Below are 22,456 nucleotides of genomic sequence, written 5' to 3'. Positions count from 1 at the left end.
CGCCCGGAAACGGCGTTTTTTGCATCAGAAACACATAGCACCAACCGCACCCCACTCGTCCTTTCTCCCCATGCAAAACGATAAGATTGTAGTCGGCCTCGACATCGGCACCACCAAAATATGCGCCCTGGTAGGGCGTAAAAACGAGTTCGGCAAACTCGAAATTCTCGGCATGGGCAAAGCCGTGTCGGAAGGTGTGGTGCGCGGTATCGTGTCGAATATCGACAAGACGGTGGATGCTATCCGGAAAGCAATTCGGCAGGCCGAAGAACAGTCCGGAATCAATATTGGCGTCGTGAATGTGGGCATTGCCGGCCAGCACATCAAGAGCCTGCAGCACAACGGCAGCATCACCCGCAATTCGGCCGAAACTGAGATTACCGTCGACGATGTAAATCGGCTGACCAACGATATGTACCGGCTGGTAACCCCACCCGGCTCCGAAATCATCCACGTAATGCCCCAGGACTACAAGGTGGATTACGAGGAAGGCATTATGGACCCCGTGGGCATGTCGGGCGTGCGCCTGGAAGGCAACTTTCATATCATCACGGCCCAGAGCACGGCCATTAACAACATCAACAAGTGCGTCACCAAGGCAGGCCTGGAAATAGATAACCTGATTCTGGAGCCGCTCTCGTCGAGCATGTCGGTGCTGAGTGACGAGGAAAAGGAAGCCGGTGTAGCCCTGATTGACATCGGGGGCGGTACCACCGACCTGGCCATTTTCAAGGATGGTATTATTCGGCATGCCGCGGTATTGCCCTTCGGCGGCAACATCGTGACCAGCGACATCAAGCAGGGCTGCGCCGTAATGCAGAACCAGGCCGAGCAGCTGAAGGTGAAATTCGGTAAAGCCATTGCCGAGGAAGCTTCCGACTACGAAATCGTGAGCATCCCTGGCCTGCGCGACCGGGCTCCCAAGGAAATTTCGCTCAAGAATCTGGCCCACATCATCGAGGCCCGGATGGAAGAAATCATCGAGCTGGTGTACGCCGAGATTCAGCGCACGGGCCACGGCGATAAGCTGGCCGCCGGCATCGTGCTGACCGGTGGCGGCTCGCAGCTCCAGAACCTGGTGCAGCTCACGGAGTACGTTACGGGCCTTGATACGCGCATTGGCTACCCCAACGAGCACCTGGGCAAGAGCAAGATTGAGGCAGTGAAGTCGCCGATGTATGCAACTACCGTCGGCCTCGTGCTGTCGGGCTACCGCTCGATTGATGAGCGCATCAGCCGTTCGTACGAAGAAGAGGAAAACACGTATCGTCCGGTACCGGAGGTGCGGGCCGCTGCTCCGGTAGCGCCGCAGCCCACGCCCGCCCAGCCCGCGCCGCCGAAGAAGGCATCGGGAGCCGGTAAGTTCTTCCAGGACATCATCAGCCGCACCAAAGGGCTGTTGATTGATGATTTCGACGATAAGCAGTACTAAATCATTTACCATTTAACAATTATCAGTTGACCCTTCCGCCTGGCGAAAAGCCTGTAAGCGCAGAATAGTTGAGTGATAAATGATAGATGATAACTGTTAATTGAAGCAGACGACTCATGTATAAATTTGATATTCCAGCGCAATCCAACTCCATCATCAAGGTGATTGGCGTCGGTGGGGGCGGTTCCAATGCCGTGAACCACATGTTCAGCCAAGGCATAAAGGATGTGGAATTCGTGATTTGCAACACCGACAAGCAGGCACTGCACAGCAGCACCGTGCCCAACAAGCTGCAGATTGGCGTGGACCTGACCGAAGGCCTCGGGGCCGGCGCCAACCCCGAGCGGGGCAAGCAGGCCGCCATCGAAAGCCGGGAACAGATCCGCGAATTGCTCAGCAACGGCACCAAGATGGTGTTTATCACGGCCGGTATGGGCGGTGGTACGGGCACGGGCGCGGCTCCGGTTATTGCCAAAGTAGCTAAGGAGCTGGGCATTCTCACGGTGGGCATTGTCACGGCGCCGTTCCTGTTCGAGGGCAAGAAAAAGCGTCAGCAGGCCGAGCAGGGCATTAAGGAGCTCAGCGACAACTGCGACACGGTGCTGGTGATTCTTAACGATAAGCTGCGCGAAATCTTCGGTAACCTGCCGATTCGGGCCGCCTTCGCCAAAGCTGATAACGTGTTGAGCACCGCCGCCAAGTCGATTGCCGAAATTATCACGGTAACGAGCGAAGTCAACGTGGACTTTGAAGACGTGAAAACGGTGATGAAAGACTCGGGCGCGGCCGTAATGGGCAGCAGCATCACCGAAGGCGAAAACCGCGCCCGTCGCTCGGCGGAGGAGGCCTTGTCGTCACCGCTGCTGAACAACACCGACATTCACGGGGCCCAGAAAATTCTGCTCTCCATCATGTCGGGCGACCAAGCCGAGCTGGAAATGGATGAGCTGACCGAAATTACGGAGTACATCCAGAACAAGGCTGGTCAGGACGCCGAGGTTATCTTCGGCCACGGTATCGACTCCACGCTGGGTCAGAGCATCCGCGTGACGGTTATTGCCACCGGCTTTGCCCGCGACGCGCACAACATAAGCATGGCCTACGGGCTGGATAAGTCGGAGCCAGAGCCGGTTGCGGCGCCCGATCCGCAGATCAACATTTTCGACAAAGACCGGCAGGAAGCTCCCGCCGCGCCGTTTGTGCCGACTTTCAGCACCCCGGCGCCGGTAGCTGCTGCCCCGGAGCCGCCCAAGGTTACCTTCGACCTCGAAACGTCGCCCTACACGGGCTACGTACCGCCGGTAGCCGCGCCATCGACGCCGGCCCCGGAGCCCGTAGTCATTCAACAGGCTGCCCCGGTACAGCAACCGGCTCGTCCGTCGCTGGATGCCCGCGCTGAGGAGCGCCGCCGCCGCTTGGAAGGCCTGAGCAACGGGCTGACCAACGATGTTATTAAGGACCAGCTAGAGACGCCCGCGTATCTGCGGCGGCAGGTGAAGCTGGAAAACGTGGTGCCATCGAGCGAGCGGAATATCTCGCGCTTCAACCTCTCAGACGACAACGAGCTGCTAGGCGACAACCGCTTCCTGCACGACAACGTGGATTAGATTCGGAACTGCGCCAGTAGAAACCAAAACGCCACTCAGAAGCTTCTGAGTGGCGTTTTGGTTTCTATACCGGCAAGCGGCTACTCAGCCGTGGCTGTGGAGGTAGAGTCGGGGATAGAGGCATTCACTGGGTCAGCTGATTCGCGGTCGGGAGAAAGAGGCCGACGATGTGATGCCGTGGGGGAAGAGGTGGTGCTACAGGCCGAACAGAGAGCCAGCAGGGCAATGAGCAATTTACTTTTCATGATTTTAGGAGAGTGAGCTGCCGGGTTGGGCAGCAATACAAGCACTTCTGCACGGTAGCGTGCGGGCTAGTGCCGGGCCACTATACGCGCTGGCGCTCAGGAAGTTTGTCTAAAGCAACAGGACGGCAGGAAATACAGCTACCACCGTACTACCCAACTTCGGCTACGGCTTGAACGGATCCGAGAAGCGCTTGTCCTGAATAAAGGTAGAATCGGTGAGAGTGAGCAGGAAGGCAATGACCTGCTGTTTCTGAGTGGCCGTGAGGCTAAGCTGGGTACCGTTGCGTTTATTGCTGCTCGTGAGCATGTTAATATCCAGGTTGGGGCTGTCTTTGGCTACATGGTCGCTGTAGTGGTCGAGTACCTGGGCCAGGGTGGCAAAGCGGCCGTCGTGCATGTAAGGGGCTGTCAGGGCAATATTACGCAGGGTGGGAGCCCGAAACTTGCCCCGGTCGGCGGCAAGGCCGGTTACGCCGAAGCGGCCCAAATCGGCCGGGTTGGAGTCGAGGCCATTGTTGAAGAAACTGCTGGAAGCTCCGAGGGTGTAGTCGGTGGAGGTGAAGAGCCGGTTGCCTTCGTTGTGGCAGTGCATGCAGTCGGCCCCGGCCACGGGAATGGTGGGGTCGGGGTGGCTGGAAAACAGCACCTTACCCGCTATTTCCTGGCTGGTGAGCGGCCCTTCGTTGCGCAGGTACTTGTCGTACTTCGAATTCGACGAAATCAGGGTCCGCTCAAACTGGGCCAAGGCTTTGAGCACATTGGCCTCCGTAATGGTAGCCGAGCCGAAGGCGGCGCGGAAAAGCGGCGGGTACGTATCGGTTTGCTGCAGCTTGCCCACGCCGGCGGCCAGGGACTGGTGCAGCTCCACGGGGTTTTCGATGGGTTTCAGGGCCTGCGTTTCCAGGCTGATGGCCGCACCTTCCCAGTTCAGCGTGGGCTCCCATAGGATATTGGCCAGCGACATCGTGCCCCGGGGGTTGGGCACGCCATCTACGCCCAAAGCCAGGGCCCGCCCATCGGTGAAGGCCTTGCTTTGCTGGTGGCAGCTGCCGCACGACATGGTGTTGTTGCGCGAGAGTTTAGTTTCGTAGAACAGCATGCGTCCCAGGACCACGCCTTCCTGGGTCAGCGGGTTATCAGCCGGAATCTTAACATCCTGGGGAAAGCCTTTGGGCAGCACCAGTTGGTAGGGCGTAGTTACCACAGCAGATTCGCCCTCTTCTTCAGGTTCTGGCTTACAGGCAGTTATGAAGCCAATAAGAATGGCCGAAGCATAAAGCCAGGAACGTAGGCGAGTAGATGTAAGCACCCGGGAAAAGTAAGGGTAGAGAAAGTCCAATATATTGATTTCCGGCATAACACCGGTACCTGCGGCATTGGTTTCGGGCGGGCAAATTACCTTTACTCAGGTGGTTGAGTGTACCCCGGCCCTCAAGTAGCTTTGCGTACTTTTACCCCGGCCTTTTTCATTCAACGCTTGCTCTATGCCCTTCCGGCTGGCTGCCCGACTGGGGGCGGAATATCGTGTGCTGCTGCTCTTTAGCCTGCGCTGGCTGGGCATCAGCCTGGTAGTAGGCGCATTGGCCGGTACAGCTTCGGCCGGCTTTCTGGTGGCGCTGGACTGGGTTACCACTTGGCGGGAAGCCTACCCCTGGATACTGACCGCACTGCCGCTGGGTGGGCTGCTAGTAGGGCTACTATATCACTATCTGGGCCAGTCGGTGGAAGGCGGCAACAACCTACTGCTCGACGAGATACACCAGCCCCGGGCCAGGCTGCCCTTGCGTATGGTGCCGCTGGTGCTGCTCGGCACGCTGCTTACCCACCTGTTTGGCGGCTCGGCTGGGCGCGAGGGCACGGCCGTGCAGATGGGCGGAGCCTTGGCCGACCAGCTCACCCGGTGGCTGCGGCTGCACCGGCGGGAACGAAGACTGTTGCTTATTGCCGGTATCAGTGCCGGCTTCGCGTCGGTATTCGGTACGCCGCTGGCCGGGGCCGTCTTCGGCTTGGAAGTATTTCTGCTGGGCCGCCTGCGCTACGATGCCCTGTTGCCTAGCTTGCTGGCCGCCGTTTTTGCCGATTGGGTGACGCGCGCCTGGGGCGTGGGCCACACGGCCTACCCGCTGCTGGCGGCTCCCGCGCTGTCGGCGGCGGGGCTGGGCAGCGCGGCACTGGCCGGGGTGGCTTTTGGTCTGACGGCCAGGTTTTTTGCCGGGGCTACGCATTTTGTCAACAGCTGGTTTAAGCGCGTTATTGCCTTTCCGCCACTGCGGCCGATGATAGGCGGTGTGTTGGTGGCGCTGCTGGTATGGCTACTCGGCACCACTGACTACATTGGCCTGGGCATTCCCATCATCGTGCGCTCTTTTGCCGAGCCTCTGCCGGCCTACGCCTTTGCTCTGAAGATTCTGCTGACGGCCCTGACGCTGGGGGCGGGCTTCAAGGGCGGCGAAGTAACGCCGCTGTTCTTTATCGGGGCCGCTTTGGGCAATGCCTTGGCGCCGGGGCTGGCCCTGCCCATGCCGCTGCTGGCGGGTATGGGCTTCGTAGCCGTATTTGCCGGCGCGGCCAACACGCCTTTGGCCTGCATTCTGATGGCAATGGAGCTGTTTGGGCACGAGTGCGGCCTGTATGCGGGCCTGGCCTGCGGATTGAGCTACCTGTTTTCGGGCCATCGGGGCATTTACGGGTCGCAGGTAGTGGGCCAGAGCAAGCACGGGCTGTGGGCGCGGCAGCAGGGTCGGCGGCTGCGTGACCTTCCTTAGCCCGCCGGCCGTCGGCTTTTGAGCAGGTATTTGGTTTGCTTGAAGCTGTAGCCCAAAGCTATTACCATGCGTCCGGCGCTGGCAGGATGGTCGGTGGAGGCGGTGTAGAGTGGAAATTGGGCGCTAGTGTTAAGGGAGAAATTCTGGTAGTAAATATCCATGCCGGGGCCCAGCAGCGCTGCATTTATGGCGTGCTCGTGGGTAAGTTGGCCCTCCAGCATTTCGCCTCTGGTTTTCTCGTAGTAGAGCTGCGCCGACGGATAAATCTGCCACTTGTCGCCCAGCGCTACGCGGTAAAACAGGTTGGCAAAGCTGGCCGTACTGGGCGCCAGACTGTTTTCAAACCGGTTGCGGGTGGAGCGACGGTAGCTGGAGTTGAGGCTAAGCCCGAAGCTGCGGTAGCTGCCGATGTAGTTGGCGTACACGAAGCCGTCGGTGGTGCCGGTACCGGGCTGGTTAAGCATGGGGTAGCGCCGTCCGGCAGGGCTCTGCCGCTGAAAGTCGCCGGTGGGCAGCTTAACTCCACCCCCCACGATGAGCCGGCTCTGTACCCCGGCCGTTTCGATGGCCCGAATCAAATGGTAGCCCGCAAAAACCGTGACGTCGCCCAGGCCGGCGGTATTGAGCTTGCGGCCGTTACTTTGGGCGGTGTTCATTACATAGGGCACAAAGGCGTTCAGCTCCAGCCGCTGGGCCAGAAAATACTTGCCCCGTAGCTCCACCACGCGGTAGGCTTCATAGTCGGAAGCGTCGCCCTGGTGGTCGTGGCGGTAGCCGTCATCCTGGTTGGGGTGTGCCGGTACGAAGGGCTCCACGCCCTTGGGAAAGAACGACGGGCGCTGCCCGAATTGCTGGTAGCCGTTGAAAATCCGGTAGCGGTGCATCAGCGACACACCACTTTGGTTGTCGTAGGGCGTAATACCCATAAAGCAGCCGCAGATGTCGCAGGCTTGGGCAGACGGTAGCAGCAAGCCCACCAGGGCCAGCGTCAGATATATCTTTTTCATGGGAAATAAAGCGTAAAGCAGCCCGCCGGCCGCCGCCAGAAGGGCTGGCTAACGGCGTTCCGCCAGGCGCTTGTCGGTGAGAAACTGCTCGTCGGTGAGCGTGTGCAGAAAAGCCAACAGGTCGGTTTTCTGCTGGGCATTGAGTGGAATACCCAGCCGGCCGTCGGGCTGCCGCAGCAGTGGGTCGAGGGTGGGGGAGGCCATCACGCCGTGGTCGTAATGGTCGAGCACCTGCTCCAGCGTCTGGAACCGGCCGTCGTGCATGTAAGGCGCCGTGCGGGCAATGTTGTGCAATGTCGGCACCTTGAATTTGCCCCGGTCGGTGGCCCGCTGGGTGATGTGTGCCCGGCCCGAGTCGGCCGGGAAAGCTTGGTTCAGACCATTATTGCGGAACGAGTTATCCGTAAACAGGTCCGTAGCGTGGCAGGCTACGCACTTTTGCGCCACAATAGCTTCGCCCCGCAGTTCCTGGGCTGAGAGCGTGCCGCCGCTTTCGTGACGCACATAGTGGTCGTAGCGGGAGTTGGACGAGGTGAGGGCTGCCGTAAACTGCGCCAGCGCCTTGAGCAGTTGGTAGGAGTCGATGGGTTGGCTGCCAAAAACCTGGGCGAAGCGCTGCTGGTACGTGGCATCGGCGTTGAGCTTGCGCACCACGTTTTCCAGCGTTTCGCCCATTTCCACGGGGTTGGTGATGGGCGCGGCCGGCATGGTTTCGATGTGGTTGGCGCCGCCGTCCCACAAAAAGCTTTTTTGCCAGCGCAGGTTGTGCAGGGCCGGGCTGTTGCGCGTGCCCAGCAGTCCATCAATACCGTGGCTCACAGTGTGGCCATCGTGGCTGAAGGCGGCCGACTGCTGGTGACAACTGCCGCAGGAAATGGTGCCGTCGCGGGAGAGGCGCGGGTCGTAGAACAGGGTGCGGCCCAGCTCGAAGCCAAGTTGCGTAGGCGGGTTCTGGTCGAAGCCGTACACCGGGGCCGGAAAGTTGGCGGGCAGCACCGAGCCGGGTATCACCGCTTCGGGCGTTACCTCGGCCTCGGGCTGGCAGCCCGCCACTAGCAGTGCTGCCAGCCCGGTGGCCAGCAGCACTATGTGGGTGCGTTTCATCGTCGGCCGGCCTTAGTTGGCGTGGATATGGTCGATGCTGAACATGCCGGCCGCGTAGTTATTGGCCAGCTGTACTGCCGCCGCGCCCGGCATGTGAGCCGTAGCAAAGGTGGCAAACCGCACAGTGGTAGGCCCAGTCAGCAGCTTCATAACGTCGACTTTCATGTGAACTTCCGGCGTATGGTCGGGTCGCACCAGAATCTTGACGCCCGTTGGCAAGGCCGGCGACACGGTGCGCATGGCAATGTTGGGCTTCTTGAATCCGCCGATGTGGTAGGAGAACCCGCCAGCGTTAGCCTGGGGCGAGCGGCCTTCCAGCTTCATGAAGACATAGCCCGAGTCCCAGGTCCAGAACATGTCGCTCTGGGCCAGCGCGCCCTGCTGCGCCCCCGACATGTTGCGGGCACTGTCGACACCGATGGTGAAAGTGAGACCGGTGTAGTCGCCTACGGGAATATTCTTGAGGGCCAGCCGCTTGGAAGCCGCCTTGGTATCGTCAATCAGGTAGTAGCTCTCGGGCTGGGCATATTCAGTGCCGTCAGCTTTCTTCAGTTTGATGTTGGAGATGTAGTAGCGAAACACGCTCACCGAAAACTGGTCGCCGCTGGGAGTGGTGTAGTTGGGCGTGGCCGCATCGCGCACCAGGCTGCTGGTCCCCACCACGTGGTCCAGCTCAATATCCATTTCGCCCACCTGCGCTACCGGGTCCGGATCGGTATTTTTATTCTCACATCCCGTCAGGGAAACGGCCACGACAGCCAGGGCCAGAAAAAGGCTGGAAATTCTCATCGTCAGAAAAATCAGGAGGTAAAACCAAATGTGCGGATGCACACAGCCCTACTCGGAATGAGCAGCGCCTACGTTGCCACGAAACCACAAAAGCTTCGGGACAGCGGCGGAATTAGGCCTGATAAGAGGGAGGATGAAAAATGCCGTGGGTTGGCGTGAAGCAATACGGCGCGGCCAGCGTGCGGCCAAACTGTACCGGCAGGGGCGGCAGGGCAGCCGGCGTCGGTACCAGCGCCCGGAAGGGCAGCACGGCGTCGTACTTCACCTTGGCGAAGCCGCTGGCCGGGGCTTTGCTATCGGAGGCAGCGGCCTTACGGAGCTTTTTGGCCAGGTGGCACTTGCCGTTGCACTGCAGCCGGGGCTTGTCCTTATTCAAGCAGAAAAGCCGAGTGATGCGCTCCTTATGCATTTGGTAATCCACTACCACCAGCTCCCGACTAAACGTCTGGAGCAGAATCAGGGTGGTAAGCAGAAGAGCCAGAATGCGCGCCACGGCAGGAAAAAAAGGAAGGAACTGCGGCAAATATACAGGCCCGGGCAGGAATAACAGTTTATTTGTTGCCTGGCCCCATCGTGGTAGTATCAGGCAGCAACAAGCTGCTCGGCCTGCTCTTTCAGCAATTGTAGGTACAGCGAATTATCCAGCTCGCCGTTGCTGAGCAGGTACTGGTCGAGGCTAGGCAGGCGCACCCGGCTGGGCAGCACGGTAGTGCCTAGGTACATCAGAATGTCAGTTAGGTGGCTCAGGGCTAGAATGCCGCCTTGGGTGCCGGCGCTCAGACCTACTAACGCCGCCTTTTTGCCCCGGATGCCGCCGGGGTAGGGCAGACCGTCGATAAAGGCCTTGAGTACGCCCGGGATTGAGCAGTTGTATTCGGGCACAATAAAGACCAGCTTATCGGCCGCTTCGGCCTGCCGTACCACCTTATTGAAGGCCTCGTGCTTACCCAGATTGCCGTACAACGCGGAGGTGGTAAAATCAGCCGGCAAATCGGCCAGATCCAGAATCTGGTACTCGGCTCCCAGCTCTTCTAGCATAGCGGCGTAAATGTTGGCAATGCGACGGGCGCGGGAAGCGGGGCGGTTGGTACCGGCAACGATGGTAATCATGCAGTAAGAACAGGGGCGGAACAGAAGGATTCGCTCAGTAAGCCGCGAAGCCGGCAGAATGTTGGCCTTTCGGAATAAAAGATGAGCGGTATATAACGCAAAAGCGCGAAACGACGGGTCGTTTCGCGCTTTTATAGCAAGCGTCGGCGGGCGTTACGACAGGTTGTTCGACGTCGCCTTGGCCACCAGGAACTCGCGGTTCAGCATGGCAATGTTTTCCAGCGAAATGCCCACAGGGCACTCAGCAGCACACGAGCCAATGTTGGTGCAGGCTCCGAAACCTTCGATATCCATCTGAGCCACCATGTTTTCCACGCGGGTTTTGCGCTCCACATGGCCCTGGGGCAGCAGCGCAAGCTGCGACACCTTGGCCGACACGAACAGCATGGCCGAAGCATTTTTGCAGGCTGCCACGCAGGCACCGCAGCCGATACAGGTAGCGGCTTCAAAAGCCCGGTCAGCAATGTCCTTCGGAATTGGAATTTCGTTGCCGTCGGGGGCACCGCCGGTATTGATGCTCACGTAGCCGCCAGCCTGAATAATCCGGTCGAAGGCCGAGCGGTCCACGCTCAGGTCTTTGTTGACCGGGAAGGCATTGGCACGCCAGGGCTCGATGACGATGGTGTCGCCGTCGGAGAACTTGCGCATGTGCAGCTGGCAGGTAGTGGTGCCGGCTTCCGGGCCGTGGGCGCGGCCGTTGATGAATAGGTTGCACGAGCCGCAGATACCTTCGCGGCAGTCGTGGTCGAAAGCTACCGGGTCGTCGCCGCGGCGCAGCAGGTCTTCGTTGAGTACATCCAGCATTTCCAGGAACGACATTTCGGGCGAAATGTCCTTTACCTGGTAATCTACTATCTGACCCTGGGCGGTGCGGTTTTTCTGGCGCCACACCTTCAGGGTAAGATTCATTGGTTTGGCATTTGGGTTACTTCCAGCCATTGTATCGGGACTTTTGAATTTTGAGTTTTAAATGTTGAATGGGTACTATTTGAATAATGAAGGGCAGTGGAAAATCTTGTTCCGTATCGCCACTTCAGAATTCAACACTCAAAATTCAACATTACTTGTAGCTGCGCTGGGTGAGCTTCACGTTTTCGAATTCCAGGGGCTCCTTGTTCAGGATTTCTGGCTGGTTGTCGCCGGCGTACTGCCAGGCGGCCACATAGGCAAATTCGTCGTCGTTGCGCTTGGCTTCGCCTTCCTCGGTGGCATATTCCTCGCGGAAGTGGCCGCCGCAGCTTTCGTTACGGGCCAGGGCGTCGTCTACCATCAGCTCGCCCAGCTCCAGGAAGTCGGCCACGCGGCCAGCTTTTTCCAAGGCTTGGTTCAGTTCCTCATTGGTACCCACCAGCTTCAGGTCGCTCCAGAATTCTTTGCGCAGCTTCTGAATCTCGGCCTTGGCAAAGGTCAGACCTTTGGCGTTGCGGGCCATGCCGCAATATTCCCACATCAGATGGCCCAGGTGCTTGTGGAAGTCGTCGGGTGTGCGGGTGCCATTGATGGACAAGAACTTCTGAATCCGGGCACGTACATCGGCTTCTGCTTCAGCAAAGGCCGGGTGCTGGGTCGTAACGGGCGTAGGGGGCGTATTAGCCAGGTAATCACCAATGGTATAGGGAATTACGAAGTAGCCATCGGCCAAGCCCTGCATCAGGGCCGAAGCGCCGAGGCGGTTGGCACCGTGGTCGGAGAAATTGCACTCCCCGGTGGCGTAGAGGCCAGGAACCGAGGTTTGCAGGTTATAGTCTACCCACAGGCCGCCCATGGTATAGTGCACGGCGGGGTAGATGCGCATGGGCTGCTCGTAGGGGTTTTCGCCGGTAATCTTGGCGTACATATCGAACAGGTTGCCATACTTCTGGGCCACCGAATCAGCGCCGGTACGCTTGATGATGTCGGCAAAGTCGAGGTATACGGCCAGGCCGGTGCTGCCCACGCCGCGACCTTCGTCGCACATCTGCTTGGCGTTGCGCGAGGCTACGTCGCGGGGAACTAGGTTACCGAAGGCGGGGTATTTACGCTCCAGGAAGTAGTCACGCTCTTCCTCGGGAATGTCCTGCACCCGAATCTGGCCAGCCCGGAGGCGCTCAGCCATTTCCTTGGTAGCGGGCACCCACACGCGCCCGTCGTTGCGCAGCGACTCCGACATCAGCGTTAGCTTCGACTGGTAGTCGCCCGACACGGGAATGCAGGTGGGGTGAATCTGGGTGAAGCAGGGGTTGGCGAAATACGCGCCCTTCTTATGGGCCCGCCACGCGGCCGTGGCGTTGCAGTACATGGCGTTGGTGCTCAGGTAGAACACGTTGCCGTAGCCACCCGTAGCCAGCACCACGGCGTGGGCCGAGTGCTGCTCAATCTTGCCGTCAATCAGGTTGCGGGTGATGATGCCCCGGGCTTTGCCATCGACTACCACCACGTCCAGCATTTCGGAGCGGGTGTAGAGTTTCACTTTGCCATAAGCCACCTGCCGGCTCAGGGCCGAATAAGCACCCAGCAAAAGCTGCTGGCCGGTTTGGCCGCGGGCGTAGAACGTGCGACTCACCTGAGCCCCGCCGAAGGAGCGGTTGGCCAGTAGTCCGCCGTACTCGCGGGCAAATGGTACACCCTGAGCTACGCACTGGTCGATGATGTTGACCGATACCTGCGCCAAGCGGTACACGTTGGCTTCGCGGGCCCGGTAGTCACCGCCTTTGATGGTGTCGTAGAACAGACGGAACACCGAGTCACCGTCGTTCTGGTAGTTTTTGGCGGCATTGATACCACCCTGGGCGGCAATGGAGTGCGCGCGGCGGGGCGAATCGTGGTAGGTAAAGGCTTTTACGTTGTAGCCCAGCTCGGCCAGCGAAGCGGCGGCTGAAGCACCGGCTAGGCCGGTGCCAACTACGATGACGTCGTATTTCCGCTTGTTGGCGGGGTTAACGAGCTTCACGTTAAACTTATGCTTGTCCCACTTCTCGGCCAAGGGCCCCTCGGGAATTTTGGAATCCAGAATCATCGGAATGAACGAGGTTAGGAATTATTTAAAAAAGTAGAAGTACAGCGGCATCGAGGCGAAACCGGCGGCTATTACCACGGAGAAGGCGTAGCCCACAAACTTGATGGCCGGCGTATACTTGCGGTGGTTGATGCCCAGGGTCTGGAAGGCGCTGCGGAAACCATGAATCAGGTGGTACCCGAGGGCAATCTGGGCGGCTACGTACAGAATTACATACCAGAGCTGCTTGAAGGAAGTGGCTACCAGTGTGTAGAGGTCGTCGTTGTTGTTGATATCCGGGTCCAGCTCGCCGAAACGGGCGCGGTAGAAGAAGTTATACAGGTGAACCAGCAGGAAAATCAGGATAATGGTTCCCAGCAGGCCCATATTGCGCGACTGCCAAGGGCTGTTCTGCTCGGCGTGGTTGCTGGCGTAGCTGCCACCCCGGGCTTTTTTATTGCGCTGGGTCAGCACAATCGACTCGTAGATGTGGAAGCCGAAGCCCAGCACCAGCACCCATTCAATGGTCCGAATGACAGGGTTGGTGCCCATAAAGTGCGAGTAGACATTGAAGGCCTGCCCGCCATCATCCTTAAACAGCTGCAAGTTGCCGATGAGGTGAATGACCAAAAAGGAGCACAGAAACAGGCCGGTGATGGCCATAATAATCTTGCGGCCAATGCTACTGGAAAACGTTTTACTGATCCAACTCATAGGAGCTACTGGTGGTTTTGAAACGGTCGGTTGTATCGGTCAAAGGTACATGCGGGCCGTGTACTAAACAATCCGATTACGCGTTAACTGGGGTGGCGAATCAATCTGCGGCCAAAGCCGTTAGAGTAGATAATCTAAAGAGCAACCTTGCAGGCGGGATTTTTGTTAGGATTCTACCGGGGTTTTTGCGACCTTCTTTTCCTCTCAGCTTACTAAAGGACTTATTCTATGAACCTCTCTTTACCGCGTAGTGCCGGTAAGTGGGTATTGGTACTGATGGCTAGCGTGCTAAGCCTGCTGGGCCTGCACTCCACGGCCGAAGCCTCCCACATTCGGGCCGGAGATATTCAGGCAAAAAGCGACACGACCTATCCGTTTGGTGATAAGCGTAATAACCCGCGCCGGATCTTCTTCAAAATGATTCTCTATACTGACTTTGGGCAGACCAACGTGGACGAGCCTAAAGTCACCATTTTTTATGGCGACGGTACCAGCAGCGGGCTGCTGGGAATCGACCGTGCCAAGCAGGTCAGAGTAACGGAAGACACTTACCAGAACATCTACTACTTCGAGCATACTTATAATGCCGACCGCAGCTATGTAGTGAGCTACATCGGCGTAAACCGGAACATCGGGGTGCAGAACATGAGTGATTCGCAGAATCAGTCGTTCTACATTTCTACCCGCATCACTATTGATCCGGGCATCGGTATCAACCGCTCCCCGGTCCTGAATGCGCCGGCTATTGATAAAGCTTCCCGCAATCAGGTTTTTTTGCACAATCCGGCCGCTTCTGACGCCGATGGCGACTCTATTTCCTTTAAGCTCAGAATGAGCCAGCAGGCCGGAACTGTGGAGTCGGGGCTGAGTAACAACAACACTCCGCTTCCTAAAGTATGTACCGGCTTTGTATACCCCAATGAGGTGACGCCAGTGGGCGTAACGGTGCCCTACTTAACGGAGCCCGGGGGTAACCGGGCAACTTTTACCATTGACGCGAGAACCGGCCAGCTGGTCTGGAACGCCCCCAACCGACTGGGCGACTTCAACGTGGCCTTTGTGGTGGAGGAGTGGCGACGAACCGAATTTGGTGTTCGGCTAATTGGGGAAGTAATCCGGGATATGCAGATTGTGGTGCGGGGTACCAACAACCTGCGCCCAACCGTGACTATTCCTCAGGATATCTGCGTGGTGGCCGGGGTACAGGTGCGTAAAAAAGTAACTGCTACCGACCCGGACCGCAACCAGGTCGTGCTTTCTGCTTTTGGAGGTATTTTCGGCCGGCCGGTAGCTCCTGCTACGTTTGTGCAGAGTTCTTTCGGGCCGACGCCGGTAGCAGAGGGTATCTTCCGCTGGACGCCCGAATGCTCCGATATTGCCGCCCAGCCTTATTTGGTACTTTTTAAGGCCACCGACCGGCCCGCAACGGGTGAGACGGCCCTGATAGATGAGAAAGCCTGGCGCATCAAGGTGGTGGGACCCCGCCCCGAAAACGTGCGAGCCCAGCAGAGCCAGAGCAACGTACTGCTGACCTGGAACCGCTATGCGTGCCAGAATGCCAGCCGTCTGCTGATTTACCGCAAAGAAGGCCCCTCAACCTTCCCCAACGATACTTGCCAGACCGGAATTCCGGCCTCCTCGGGCTACGTGCAGATTGCCTCGCTTACCGATGTGACGCTGCAGTCGTACCTCGACAATGGCACAATTTCCCAGTTGCAGCGGGGCCGTACCTACTGCTACCGTATCTACGCGGAGTTTCCGCTACCAGCCGGTGGGGCTAGCCTGGCTTCGCTCGAAACCTGCGTAACGTTGGAAGGCCGTGCCGCTACGCTAACGAATGCCACCATCGACCGTACTGACCGTACCAATGGCCAGGTGACGGTGCGCTGGACTCAGCCCAGCGGGACTGGTGGCTTCCAGGCGCCTTTCGGCTACAACCTCTACCGGGGCCGGGGCCAGAATGCTACCCAGCTACAGTCGAAGCTGGTGAAAACCACGATGAACCTGACCGATACCGTATTCGTGGATCAGGGCCGCAACACGCTCGACAGCACGTTTACGTATCACCTTGAGTTCTTCCGCAAGGACCCAACGGGCGTGCCAGCTCCGCTCACCGAGAAGTCGGGCCCGGCTAGCACGGTGCGGTTAGCCGGTGAGCCGACGGCTGATGCGAAGCAGGTAAATCTGAGCTGGACCTTTACCGTGCCCTGGAAAAATACCGAGCCCGGTAAGTATACCGCCATCTACCGGCGTGACCCGAACAGCAGCGCTTTCGTGTTGCTCGACTCGGTGCAGCAGGCTACTTCCTACGTCGATACTGGGGCCAAACGGGCCTTGGTGCCGGGCGCGCAGTACGTGTACTACGTGCGCACTATCGGTACCTACAACGACCCGAAACTGCCCGCCCGCCTCAAGAACTTAAGCCAAGAGCTGACCGTGCTGCTGGTACCGGTGCCATGCCCGCCGGTAGTAACCATCAAAACCGACTGCGAAGCTCTCAAAACGCGGGTATTGGGCCGTCCGGGCTACTTCCCTGCCCCTGGCGAAACCTACACCAACGAGCTGAGCTGGGACCTGAATACTGCCAACCCCACGGGCTGTAGCACCGACATTGCCTATTACCGCATCTTCTTCCGTCGCGTTAACGAGACGAACTACACACTCATCGACTCGACACGCGGCCCAGAACGCACCTATTCGCACCGGGGCCTTGCCGAGCAGGCTGGCTGCTACAAAGTGCAGTCGGTGGGCGTGCTAGGTGGCCGCCGCAGCATGCTGAGTGAGGAGAAATGCGTGGATAACTGCATCGTATTTGAGATGCCGAACATCTTCACGCCTAATGGCGACGGTATCAACGACACGTTCCGGCCGCGGGTAGCTACGCCGTTGCGCAAAATCCGCTTCCAGGCCTTCAACCGCTGGGGTGTGAAAGTATTCGAGGGCGAAAATGACCCGAATATCAACTGGACTGGTATGGCTACGTCCGGTGAGCGGGGCAAAGGCGTGCAGGTACCCGATGGCGTATACTACTACACGGCCGAAGTGGAATTTGCTGATGCCAACTCCACCAAGATTACCTACAAAGGCTGGGTCGAAATAACCCATTGAGGTAGCTAAGCTGTAGAAGAAACCCGCTTTCAGCCATGAGAGCGGGTTTTTTTATTCCTGTATCTTGCCGCCCCAAAGTCAGCAACGCCTTTCTCTCTACCTCTTTCCCGCCTCAGTTTTCCCTTTGTATGAAAGCAGTTATTTTCCCCGGTCAGGGCAGCCAGTTTAGCGGCATGGGCCGCGAATTGTATGAGCAGCAGCCCGCCGCCCGCCAGCTCATGGACCAGGCCAACGAAATTCTGGGCTTTCGTCTGACCGACGTCATGTTCACCGGCTCCGACGACGACCTGCGCCAGACCAACGTAACCCAGCCCGCCATTTTTCTGCACTCAGTAGCTCTAGCCGCCACCCTGCCCGACCTGCGCCCCGACATGGTGGCTGGTCACTCGCTGGGCGAGTTTTCGGCACTGGTAGCGGCCAAAGTGCTCAAGTTTGAAGATGCCTTGCAGCTGGTAGCCCAGCGGGCCCAGGCCATGCAGGCCGCCTGTCAGGAGCAGCCCGGTACCATGGCGGCTATTCTCGGCCTCGACGACGAAACCACCGTGCGGATTTGTCAGGAAATCACGCAGGCAGGTAACGTGGTGGTAGCTGCCAACTTCAACTGCCCCGGCCAGCTGGTTATTTCCGGCTCCCAGCGTGGCATCGAGCTGGCCTGTGAGCAGCTAAAGGCCGCCGGGGCCAAACGTGCCCTGCCGCTGCCCGTAGGCGGCGCGTTTCACTCCCCGCTGATGCAGTCGGCGGAGGCCGCGCTGGCCCAAGCCATTGAGAAAACGCAGTTTTCGGCCGGGCTCTGCGCCGTATACCAGAACGTGGATGCCGTCCCACACCGCGACCCGGACGAAATCCGTCAGAACCTGGTGCGCCAACTTACCGCCCCGGTACGCTGGACGCAGAGCGTGCAGCGCATGGTAGCCGACGGCGCTACCGAGTTTGTAGAGTGCGGCCCCGGCAAAGTATTGCAGGGCCTCGTGAAGAAGATTGCACCGGAAGCTGCCGGTAGCTCGGCGGCGGTGTAGGTGCTACAGATACCAAATAAAAACACCCTGATGATTTCACTCATCGGGGTGTTTTTATTTGGTATTAGTTTACTCTTTATTTTTCTGTGGGCTTGGAACCGTGTATAAGTTCTGTAGGGTCGAAACCGTACATAAATTCATTTAGCTGGCCATTCGAACTTTTCAGTCCGAAAATATCCATTAACTCTTCAAAATACGTGCAAATTCTCTCCCTGTCTTCCGTGTCGGTCTCCAGGTAAACATCCTCGAATCGTTTGAGTGCTACACCTATTTTAACTTGGTATAACTCTTCATTTGGGGCATTGCTATTGGCTGCCTCGCGAAAATCATCCGCAGCCATATTTATCTTGGTTTCTAATACTGTTCTCAATTCTGGCGTAGAAATACCAGGATATGTGAAATTTGCTTCCTTAAGAAACTTATCTTTCTTTTTAAAGGCTTCGAGTTGATACATGATGTTTTGTGGCATTTTATCCGGTTTCAGTTCACAGGAGAGAAAAAGGAGAAATAATATTGCAAAGAATGAGTATTTGACAATACTGCGAGGTGTTGATTGGCTCATTGTCGGGTATCGGTAAAATCAATGCTTAATAGGCGTGAAAAATAAACTTTATATGAAGAAATGTAGTGCTAATAAACTATCGAGAAATATTATCTTTCCTATTACTAAAGTGGTCTTTTTCAGTGGCCCTTTTGGTCCATTAATGCGTTAAATGTAATAATCCTAAGCGCTTTGTGTCCAAATAATGTATAAGGATGCCATGCATATTCTCCCACGTAATAAAACTGACGTCTTCACACTTTAATCACCGCTAACTCGTCCCCACACGCCGCCAGCAATTCCGCCACTGTAGCTCCTGACTCCGGATGCACCACCGCCGCCGCAATTTCGGTCAGGGGCACCAGCGCGAAGCGGCGCTCCGGTAGGCGCGGGTGGGGCACCTGCAACTCGGGCGAATCCAGAACCAGGTCGTCGTAGAGCAGGATGTCCACGTCGAGGGTGCGGGCGTCCCAGCGGATACGCCTTTCACGGCCGGCCAGCTGCTCAGTGTGCAGGCAGGCGGCCAGCAGATCGGTGGGAGAGAGGCTAGTGGTCAACTGCACGGCCTGGTTCAGAAAGGCGGGCTGGTCGGTGAGGCCCCAGGCGGCAGTTTCGTAGAGGCCCGATACTGCCGTTACGGTGCCGGCGGTGGCGGCCAGCTGCTGCACGGCGGCTTGCAGGGTGGCCGCCCGGTCGCCGAGGTTGGAGCCGAGCAGGAGGTAAGCAGTAGGCATAAAGCGGGGCGAAAAGCCGGAGAACGATTTGCGTCTTATTTCTCAAACCCAAAAAATAAGACGCAAATCCTGGAGCATATTTTTTAGAATCTGAAAAATATGCTCCAAAAGTTAGTTGCGGCAGCGCCGTTACGAAGCCGGCAGGCTCCGGAAAAACGCAATGGTTTTGTCGGCTACGTGTTGGGCCAGCTCGGGCAGTTGATCTTCGTCCCAGGGGTGCTTGCCGCCGAACATATGGCCCGCGCCGGGCATTATTTCCAGCTCGGTATCGGGTTTCCAGCTTTTCAGGTCGTGGGCCATTTGCACGGGCAGAGTTTCGTCCTGGTTGCCGTGCACGATGAGCAGGGGCTGGTGGAGCTTTTCGCGCACGTTGCCGGGAATATCCAGCCGGGCCTGGTTGGCTTCGAAATCTTCCACGAGCTGATAATAGAGCGGCATGCGCTGGCCCGTGCGCATATTATCGATGTACTGCACGCCGTCCTGCTGCCAGCGCTGCATCACCTCGTCGGGCCAGCGCGGATTTACGCTGCTGATGGGCGCCCAGGCCGCTACGGCCCGCACGCGGGCGTCCTCGGCGGCTTTGAGCATCACGATGCCGCCGCCCCGGCTGTGGCCCGCCAGGTAAAGCCGGCTCAAATCAATCTCGGCGGCGGGCAGAATAGAAGTAGCCGAAGTGGTGAGGTAATCGAGCAGCGTGCCCAAGTCGTCGAGCTCCAGGCTGAAATTGTTGCTCCCGAAAGCTTCCATATCCTCCAGGTCGCCGGTGCCGCCGGGCACGATGCCGTTGTGCGACAAATTCAGCTTCACAAACACGAAGCCCTGGGCGGCAAAGTAATCGGCCAGCACGTTGAAATGGCCCCAGTCCTTGAACCCCTTGAAACCGTGCACGAATACCACCACCGGTTTGGGCTGCCCGGTGGGCAGAAAGCGGGCATCGGCCGCGAAGGGCCGGGAGTGGCGGGTGGAGGTGAGCAGAAACTCAACCGTGATGGGGAGGGCAGCAGTCATGGCATTAAGGGGTTAAGCAGCGAAAGTAGCGCGAACTTTGTAGTTCGCGTGGCCCGCGCCATGGCAATGGTTATCGTTCTATTACTTGAACTACAAAGTTCGCGCTACTGCAAAGTACGCGGCTAAAACTGTTGGGCGTAGCTATTGGTTAGGAAACCGCCGTGCGGCCCCGTATCATTGCAGCGCTTTGAGCTGCTGCGGTGGCCCCGAGCCGCTTTGAGTTGCTCAAGCCCTTGCATGAAAAGTACCCTGGATGTCATACAGGCCCCAATAGCGGCCGAAATGGAGGAATTTGAACGCAAATTCCGCGCGTCCATGCAAACCAAGGTCTTGCTGCTCGACAAAATCATGGGCTACATCGTGAAGCGCAAGGGCAAGCAGATCCGGCCCATGTTCGTGTTCTTCACGGCCAAAATCAGTGGCGGCGACCCGCTGCCCGAAGCTACCTTCCGCGGCGCGGCCCTCATCGAACTGTTGCACACGGCCACGCTGGTGCACGACGATGTAGTGGATGAATCCAACTACCGGCGTGGCTTTTTTTCCATTAATGCCCTCTGGAAAAACAAGATTGCCGTGCTCGTCGGCGACTATCTGTTGTCGCGCGGCATGGCCCTGGCCCTGGAAAACGACGATTTTGTGCTGCTCAAAATCGTGAACAACGCCGTGCGTGAGCTAAGCGAAGGGGAATTGCTGCAGATTGAAAAAGCCCGCCGCCTCGATATCACCGAGGATATCTACTTCGATATTATCCGCCAGAAAACGGCCTCCCTCATTGCCTCCTGCTGCGCCGTGGGTGCCGCCTCCACCGGCGCCGATAAAGATACCATTGAGCGGGCCCGGCTTTTCGGGGAGAAAGTAGGCATGGCGTTTCAGATCAAAGACGACCTGTTCGACTTCGGTACCGACGAAATCGGCAAGCCCGTGGGCATCGACATCAAGGAGAAAAAGATGACGCTGCCCCTGATTTATGCCTTGCAGCAGGCCGACTGGCTCACCAAGCGCCGCGTCATCTTCAACGTGAAAAACAACGAGGGCCGCCGCGACCGGGTGCAGGCAGTCATCGACTTCGTGAAAACCTCCGGCGGCCTTGATTATGCTATTACGGTCATGAAGCGCTACCGCGACGAGGCCCTGACCATCCTGCACACCTTCCCCGAGTCGCCCTCCCGCACCTCGCTCGAACAGCTGATCAACTACACGATTGAGCGGGAGAAGTAAGGAGGGAATGTGCTTAGGTGCTAATGTGGAGAATGTGCTGACTGAATGTAGGAAATGTGGGGTAATGTGAGAAATGTGGATAATGTGTCATTGCGAGCGAAGCGCGGCAATCCGTCCTCTGAAACGTGCTGAGTATCCTGAAAGGAAAAGCCCTTTATCGAACCACCGATAAAGGGCTTTTTGGCAAAAGACTGTGCCTACTGCGCGGAGGACGGATTGCCGCCGCTTAATGCGCGGAATGTGCCTCACAGTGACAAACGATTAGCACATCACTCATTAGCACATTAATAAGCCTATTTAGCCCGGGCGCGCAGGCGGAATTTGAAGGAGCCCGATACCGGCTTGGTGGCACCCGCTACACCGTTGACATATTCCTTCATCTGCATCTGGTACTGGCCTTTGATGTCGAAGATGGCGTAGATGCCCTCGTGCTTAATGTACTTCACCGACAGAATCTCATTGTAAGAGTTGTCGGCTTTGCCGGCCACGCTTACCAGGCGACTGGTGCTGCCTTCGGTGGTGGGCAACTTGTGCGACAACTCGAAAGCCCCCGTGTTGCTCAAATACTCGCCAATGGCATATTTGGCAATGTTGGCCGGTGCCACCAGGGCCGAGCTGTCGGCCAGATAGGTGAAGTAGAATGTGGAACTGGTAGAGCCGGACGTGGCCGAGGCGCTGGCAATTTTGGGGTTGGTATAGAGCGGCGAGAAGCTCAGATTCAGCTGTTCACAGTCGATGTGCCGCTCCCAATCGGGCGTTTTGAAGGCGAAGTGCAGGCTCTCGGACACGGTGGGCGCGGGGTCGTCTTCCTTGCCGCTTTCGAAGCATGAGGCCAGGCCCAGGGAAACGATGCCACCCAGCGCAAGCAGCGCCGGGCGACGGAAGTTGTACAATGAAATCATGCTGCAATAGGTATGAAGTGCGGAAATGAGTATTTAACGGGATGGTTGCGGCCGTTAGCAGGAGCCGACTAGTTCAAAGCAAGTTGGACGCCCGGTCGAAACGGGCGGACGTAGCGTGATACAAATCTGCTGGCTTCCCGGGCTGGCTACAATACCCACTTCTGGGTATTTTGAAGCGCACG

General features: G+C 57.9%; 19 protein-coding genes. 6 read left to right on the top strand and 13 right to left on the bottom strand.

Translation table 11 applies throughout. The features are described 5' to 3' along the window. The first annotated feature begins 70 nt into the window (after positions 1–70). Together ftsA and ftsZ are read left to right on the top strand one after the other, a co-directional pair. Complete coding sequence (gene ftsA / locus LGH74_RS09280; RefSeq protein WP_226174925.1) at positions 71–1,432, top strand: cell division protein FtsA; 1,362 nt, start codon at positions 71–73, stop codon at positions 1,430–1,432. A 116-nt stretch (positions 1,433–1,548) separates the two neighbouring features. Then, positions 1,549–3,039, top strand: a complete 1,491-nt coding sequence (gene ftsZ / locus LGH74_RS09275; protein ID WP_226174923.1) for a cell division protein FtsZ — start codon at positions 1,549–1,551, stop codon at positions 3,037–3,039. A 408-nt stretch (positions 3,040–3,447) separates the two neighbouring features. Here the strand turns inward: ftsZ and LGH74_RS09270 are convergent, their stop codons facing one another. Further along, on the bottom strand, positions 3,448–4,488 hold the full coding sequence (locus LGH74_RS09270) for a cytochrome-c peroxidase (protein ID WP_226174921.1): 1,041 nt from the start codon (positions 4,486–4,488) through the stop codon (positions 3,448–3,450). Positions 4,489–4,768: 280 nt separating this feature from the next. Here LGH74_RS09270 and LGH74_RS09265 point away from each other — a divergent pair, with 280 nt between their 5' ends. Next, positions 4,769–6,049, top strand: coding sequence for a chloride channel protein (locus LGH74_RS09265; RefSeq protein WP_226174919.1), 1,281 nt, complete (start codon positions 4,769–4,771; stop codon positions 6,047–6,049). Here the strand turns inward: LGH74_RS09265 and LGH74_RS09260 are convergent. From LGH74_RS09260 to LGH74_RS09225, 8 genes are all read right to left on the bottom strand, one after another. Then, positions 6,046–7,056, bottom strand: a complete 1,011-nt coding sequence (locus tag LGH74_RS09260; protein ID WP_226174909.1) for a transporter — start codon at positions 7,054–7,056, stop codon at positions 6,046–6,048. The genes LGH74_RS09265 and LGH74_RS09260 overlap by 4 nt on opposite strands. A gap of 48 nt (positions 7,057–7,104) precedes the next feature. Beyond that, entirely contained in the window at positions 7,105–8,160 is a 1,056-nt protein-coding gene (locus tag LGH74_RS09255; RefSeq protein ID WP_226174904.1) for a cytochrome-c peroxidase, read from the bottom strand. 12 nt (positions 8,161–8,172) lie between these two features. After that, positions 8,173–8,949 carry an MbnP family protein gene (locus tag LGH74_RS09250; RefSeq protein ID WP_226174902.1) on the bottom strand — a complete coding sequence of 259 codons (777 nt, stop codon included), beginning with the start codon at positions 8,947–8,949 and terminating at the stop codon, positions 8,173–8,175. Positions 8,950–9,061: 112 nt separating this feature from the next. Then, positions 9,062–9,442, bottom strand: a complete 381-nt coding sequence (locus LGH74_RS09245) for a hypothetical protein (RefSeq protein WP_226174900.1) — start codon at positions 9,440–9,442, stop codon at positions 9,062–9,064. Positions 9,443–9,531: 89 nt separating this feature from the next. Next, positions 9,532–10,059 (bottom strand): NADPH-dependent FMN reductase, encoded by a 528-nt coding sequence (locus tag LGH74_RS09240; RefSeq protein ID WP_226174898.1) that lies wholly within the window; start codon positions 10,057–10,059, stop codon positions 9,532–9,534. A 153-nt stretch (positions 10,060–10,212) separates the two neighbouring features. After that, positions 10,213–10,968, bottom strand: a complete 756-nt coding sequence (locus LGH74_RS09235) for a succinate dehydrogenase/fumarate reductase iron-sulfur subunit (RefSeq protein ID WP_226174896.1) — start codon at positions 10,966–10,968, stop codon at positions 10,213–10,215. A gap of 151 nt (positions 10,969–11,119) precedes the next feature. After that, a complete protein-coding gene (locus LGH74_RS09230) occupies positions 11,120–13,054 on the bottom strand; it encodes a fumarate reductase/succinate dehydrogenase flavoprotein subunit (protein WP_226174894.1) in 1,935 nt (644 codons plus the stop codon). Between the two features lie 21 nt (positions 13,055–13,075). Next, positions 13,076–13,747, bottom strand: a complete 672-nt coding sequence (locus tag LGH74_RS09225; protein WP_226174892.1) for a succinate dehydrogenase cytochrome b subunit — start codon at positions 13,745–13,747, stop codon at positions 13,076–13,078. A gap of 228 nt (positions 13,748–13,975) precedes the next feature. Here LGH74_RS09225 and LGH74_RS09220 point away from each other — a divergent pair, with 228 nt between their 5' ends. Together LGH74_RS09220 and fabD are read left to right on the top strand one after the other, a co-directional pair. Further along, the gene (locus LGH74_RS09220) at positions 13,976–16,855 is read left to right on the top strand and encodes a T9SS type B sorting domain-containing protein (RefSeq protein ID WP_226174890.1); all 2,880 of its coding nucleotides are present in this window, start codon (positions 13,976–13,978) and stop codon (positions 16,853–16,855) included. A 128-nt stretch (positions 16,856–16,983) separates the two neighbouring features. Continuing rightward, a complete protein-coding gene (fabD, locus tag LGH74_RS09215) occupies positions 16,984–17,871 on the top strand; it encodes an ACP S-malonyltransferase (protein ID WP_226174889.1) in 888 nt (295 codons plus the stop codon). 76 nt (positions 17,872–17,947) lie between these two features. Here fabD and LGH74_RS09210 read toward each other — a convergent pair whose 3' ends face one another. The 3 genes from LGH74_RS09210 to LGH74_RS09200 all read right to left on the bottom strand — a co-directional run bounded on the left by LGH74_RS09210 (position 17,948) and on the right by LGH74_RS09200 (position 20,154). Next, positions 17,948–18,433, bottom strand: a complete 486-nt coding sequence (locus tag LGH74_RS09210; protein ID WP_226174887.1) for a DUF4844 domain-containing protein — start codon at positions 18,431–18,433, stop codon at positions 17,948–17,950. Between the two features lie 233 nt (positions 18,434–18,666). After that, positions 18,667–19,146: a 2-amino-4-hydroxy-6-hydroxymethyldihydropteridine diphosphokinase gene (gene folK / locus LGH74_RS09205; RefSeq protein ID WP_226174885.1), complete on the bottom strand. Its 480-nt coding sequence runs from the start codon at positions 19,144–19,146 to the stop codon at positions 18,667–18,669. Positions 19,147–19,275: 129 nt separating this feature from the next. After that, a complete protein-coding gene (locus tag LGH74_RS09200) occupies positions 19,276–20,154 on the bottom strand; it encodes an alpha/beta hydrolase family protein (protein WP_226174883.1) in 879 nt (292 codons plus the stop codon). 237 nt (positions 20,155–20,391) lie between these two features. On the opposite strand from LGH74_RS09200, the gene LGH74_RS09195 reads away from it, so the two are divergent. Continuing rightward, complete coding sequence (locus LGH74_RS09195) at positions 20,392–21,372, top strand: polyprenyl synthetase family protein (protein ID WP_226174881.1); 981 nt, start codon at positions 20,392–20,394, stop codon at positions 21,370–21,372. 293 nt (positions 21,373–21,665) lie between these two features. On the opposite strand, the gene LGH74_RS09190 is transcribed toward LGH74_RS09195, so the two are convergent. After that, a complete protein-coding gene (locus tag LGH74_RS09190) occupies positions 21,666–22,274 on the bottom strand; it encodes a hypothetical protein (RefSeq protein WP_226174879.1) in 609 nt (202 codons plus the stop codon). Between the last annotated feature and the right edge of the window lie 182 nt (positions 22,275–22,456).

The sequence above is a fragment of the Hymenobacter lucidus genome, from assembly GCF_020447265.1.
Taxonomy (GTDB): domain Bacteria; phylum Bacteroidota; class Bacteroidia; order Cytophagales; family Hymenobacteraceae; genus Hymenobacter; species Hymenobacter lucidus.
Note: the sequence above shows the minus strand (reverse complement) of the source record. Positions and strands in the feature narration are given on the sequence as shown.

Bases quoted from the DNA above. Each gene is read 5' to 3' on its own strand.
- folK (WP_226174885.1), bottom strand. From the start codon at position 19,146: ATGCCTACTGCTTACCTCCTGCTCGGCTCCAACCTCGGCGACCGGGCG.
- LGH74_RS09190 (WP_226174879.1), bottom strand. From the start codon at position 22,274: ATGATTTCATTGTACAACTTCCGTCGCCCGGCGCTGCTTGCGCTGGGT.
- LGH74_RS09235 (WP_226174896.1), bottom strand. From the start codon at position 10,968: ATGAATCTTACCCTGAAGGTGTGGCGCCAGAAAAACCGCACCGCCCAG.
- LGH74_RS09200 (WP_226174883.1), bottom strand. From the start codon at position 20,154: ATGACTGCTGCCCTCCCCATCACGGTTGAGTTTCTGCTCACCTCCACC.
- fabD (WP_226174889.1), top strand. From the start codon at position 16,984: ATGAAAGCAGTTATTTTCCCCGGTCAGGGCAGCCAGTTTAGCGGCATG.
- ftsA (WP_226174925.1), top strand. From the start codon at position 71: ATGCAAAACGATAAGATTGTAGTCGGCCTCGACATCGGCACCACCAAA.
- LGH74_RS09265 (WP_226174919.1), top strand. From the start codon at position 4,769: ATGCCCTTCCGGCTGGCTGCCCGACTGGGGGCGGAATATCGTGTGCTG.
- LGH74_RS09220 (WP_226174890.1), top strand. From the start codon at position 13,976: ATGAACCTCTCTTTACCGCGTAGTGCCGGTAAGTGGGTATTGGTACTG.
- LGH74_RS09230 (WP_226174894.1), bottom strand. From the start codon at position 13,054: ATGATTCTGGATTCCAAAATTCCCGAGGGGCCCTTGGCCGAGAAGTGG.
- LGH74_RS09225 (WP_226174892.1), bottom strand. From the start codon at position 13,747: ATGAGTTGGATCAGTAAAACGTTTTCCAGTAGCATTGGCCGCAAGATT.
- LGH74_RS09250 (WP_226174902.1), bottom strand. From the start codon at position 8,949: ATGAGAATTTCCAGCCTTTTTCTGGCCCTGGCTGTCGTGGCCGTTTCC.
- LGH74_RS09255 (WP_226174904.1), bottom strand. From the start codon at position 8,160: ATGAAACGCACCCACATAGTGCTGCTGGCCACCGGGCTGGCAGCACTG.
- LGH74_RS09210 (WP_226174887.1), bottom strand. From the start codon at position 18,433: ATGAGCCAATCAACACCTCGCAGTATTGTCAAATACTCATTCTTTGCA.
- LGH74_RS09240 (WP_226174898.1), bottom strand. From the start codon at position 10,059: ATGATTACCATCGTTGCCGGTACCAACCGCCCCGCTTCCCGCGCCCGT.
- LGH74_RS09260 (WP_226174909.1), bottom strand. From the start codon at position 7,056: ATGAAAAAGATATATCTGACGCTGGCCCTGGTGGGCTTGCTGCTACCG.
- ftsZ (WP_226174923.1), top strand. From the start codon at position 1,549: ATGTATAAATTTGATATTCCAGCGCAATCCAACTCCATCATCAAGGTG.
- LGH74_RS09195 (WP_226174881.1), top strand. From the start codon at position 20,392: ATGAAAAGTACCCTGGATGTCATACAGGCCCCAATAGCGGCCGAAATG.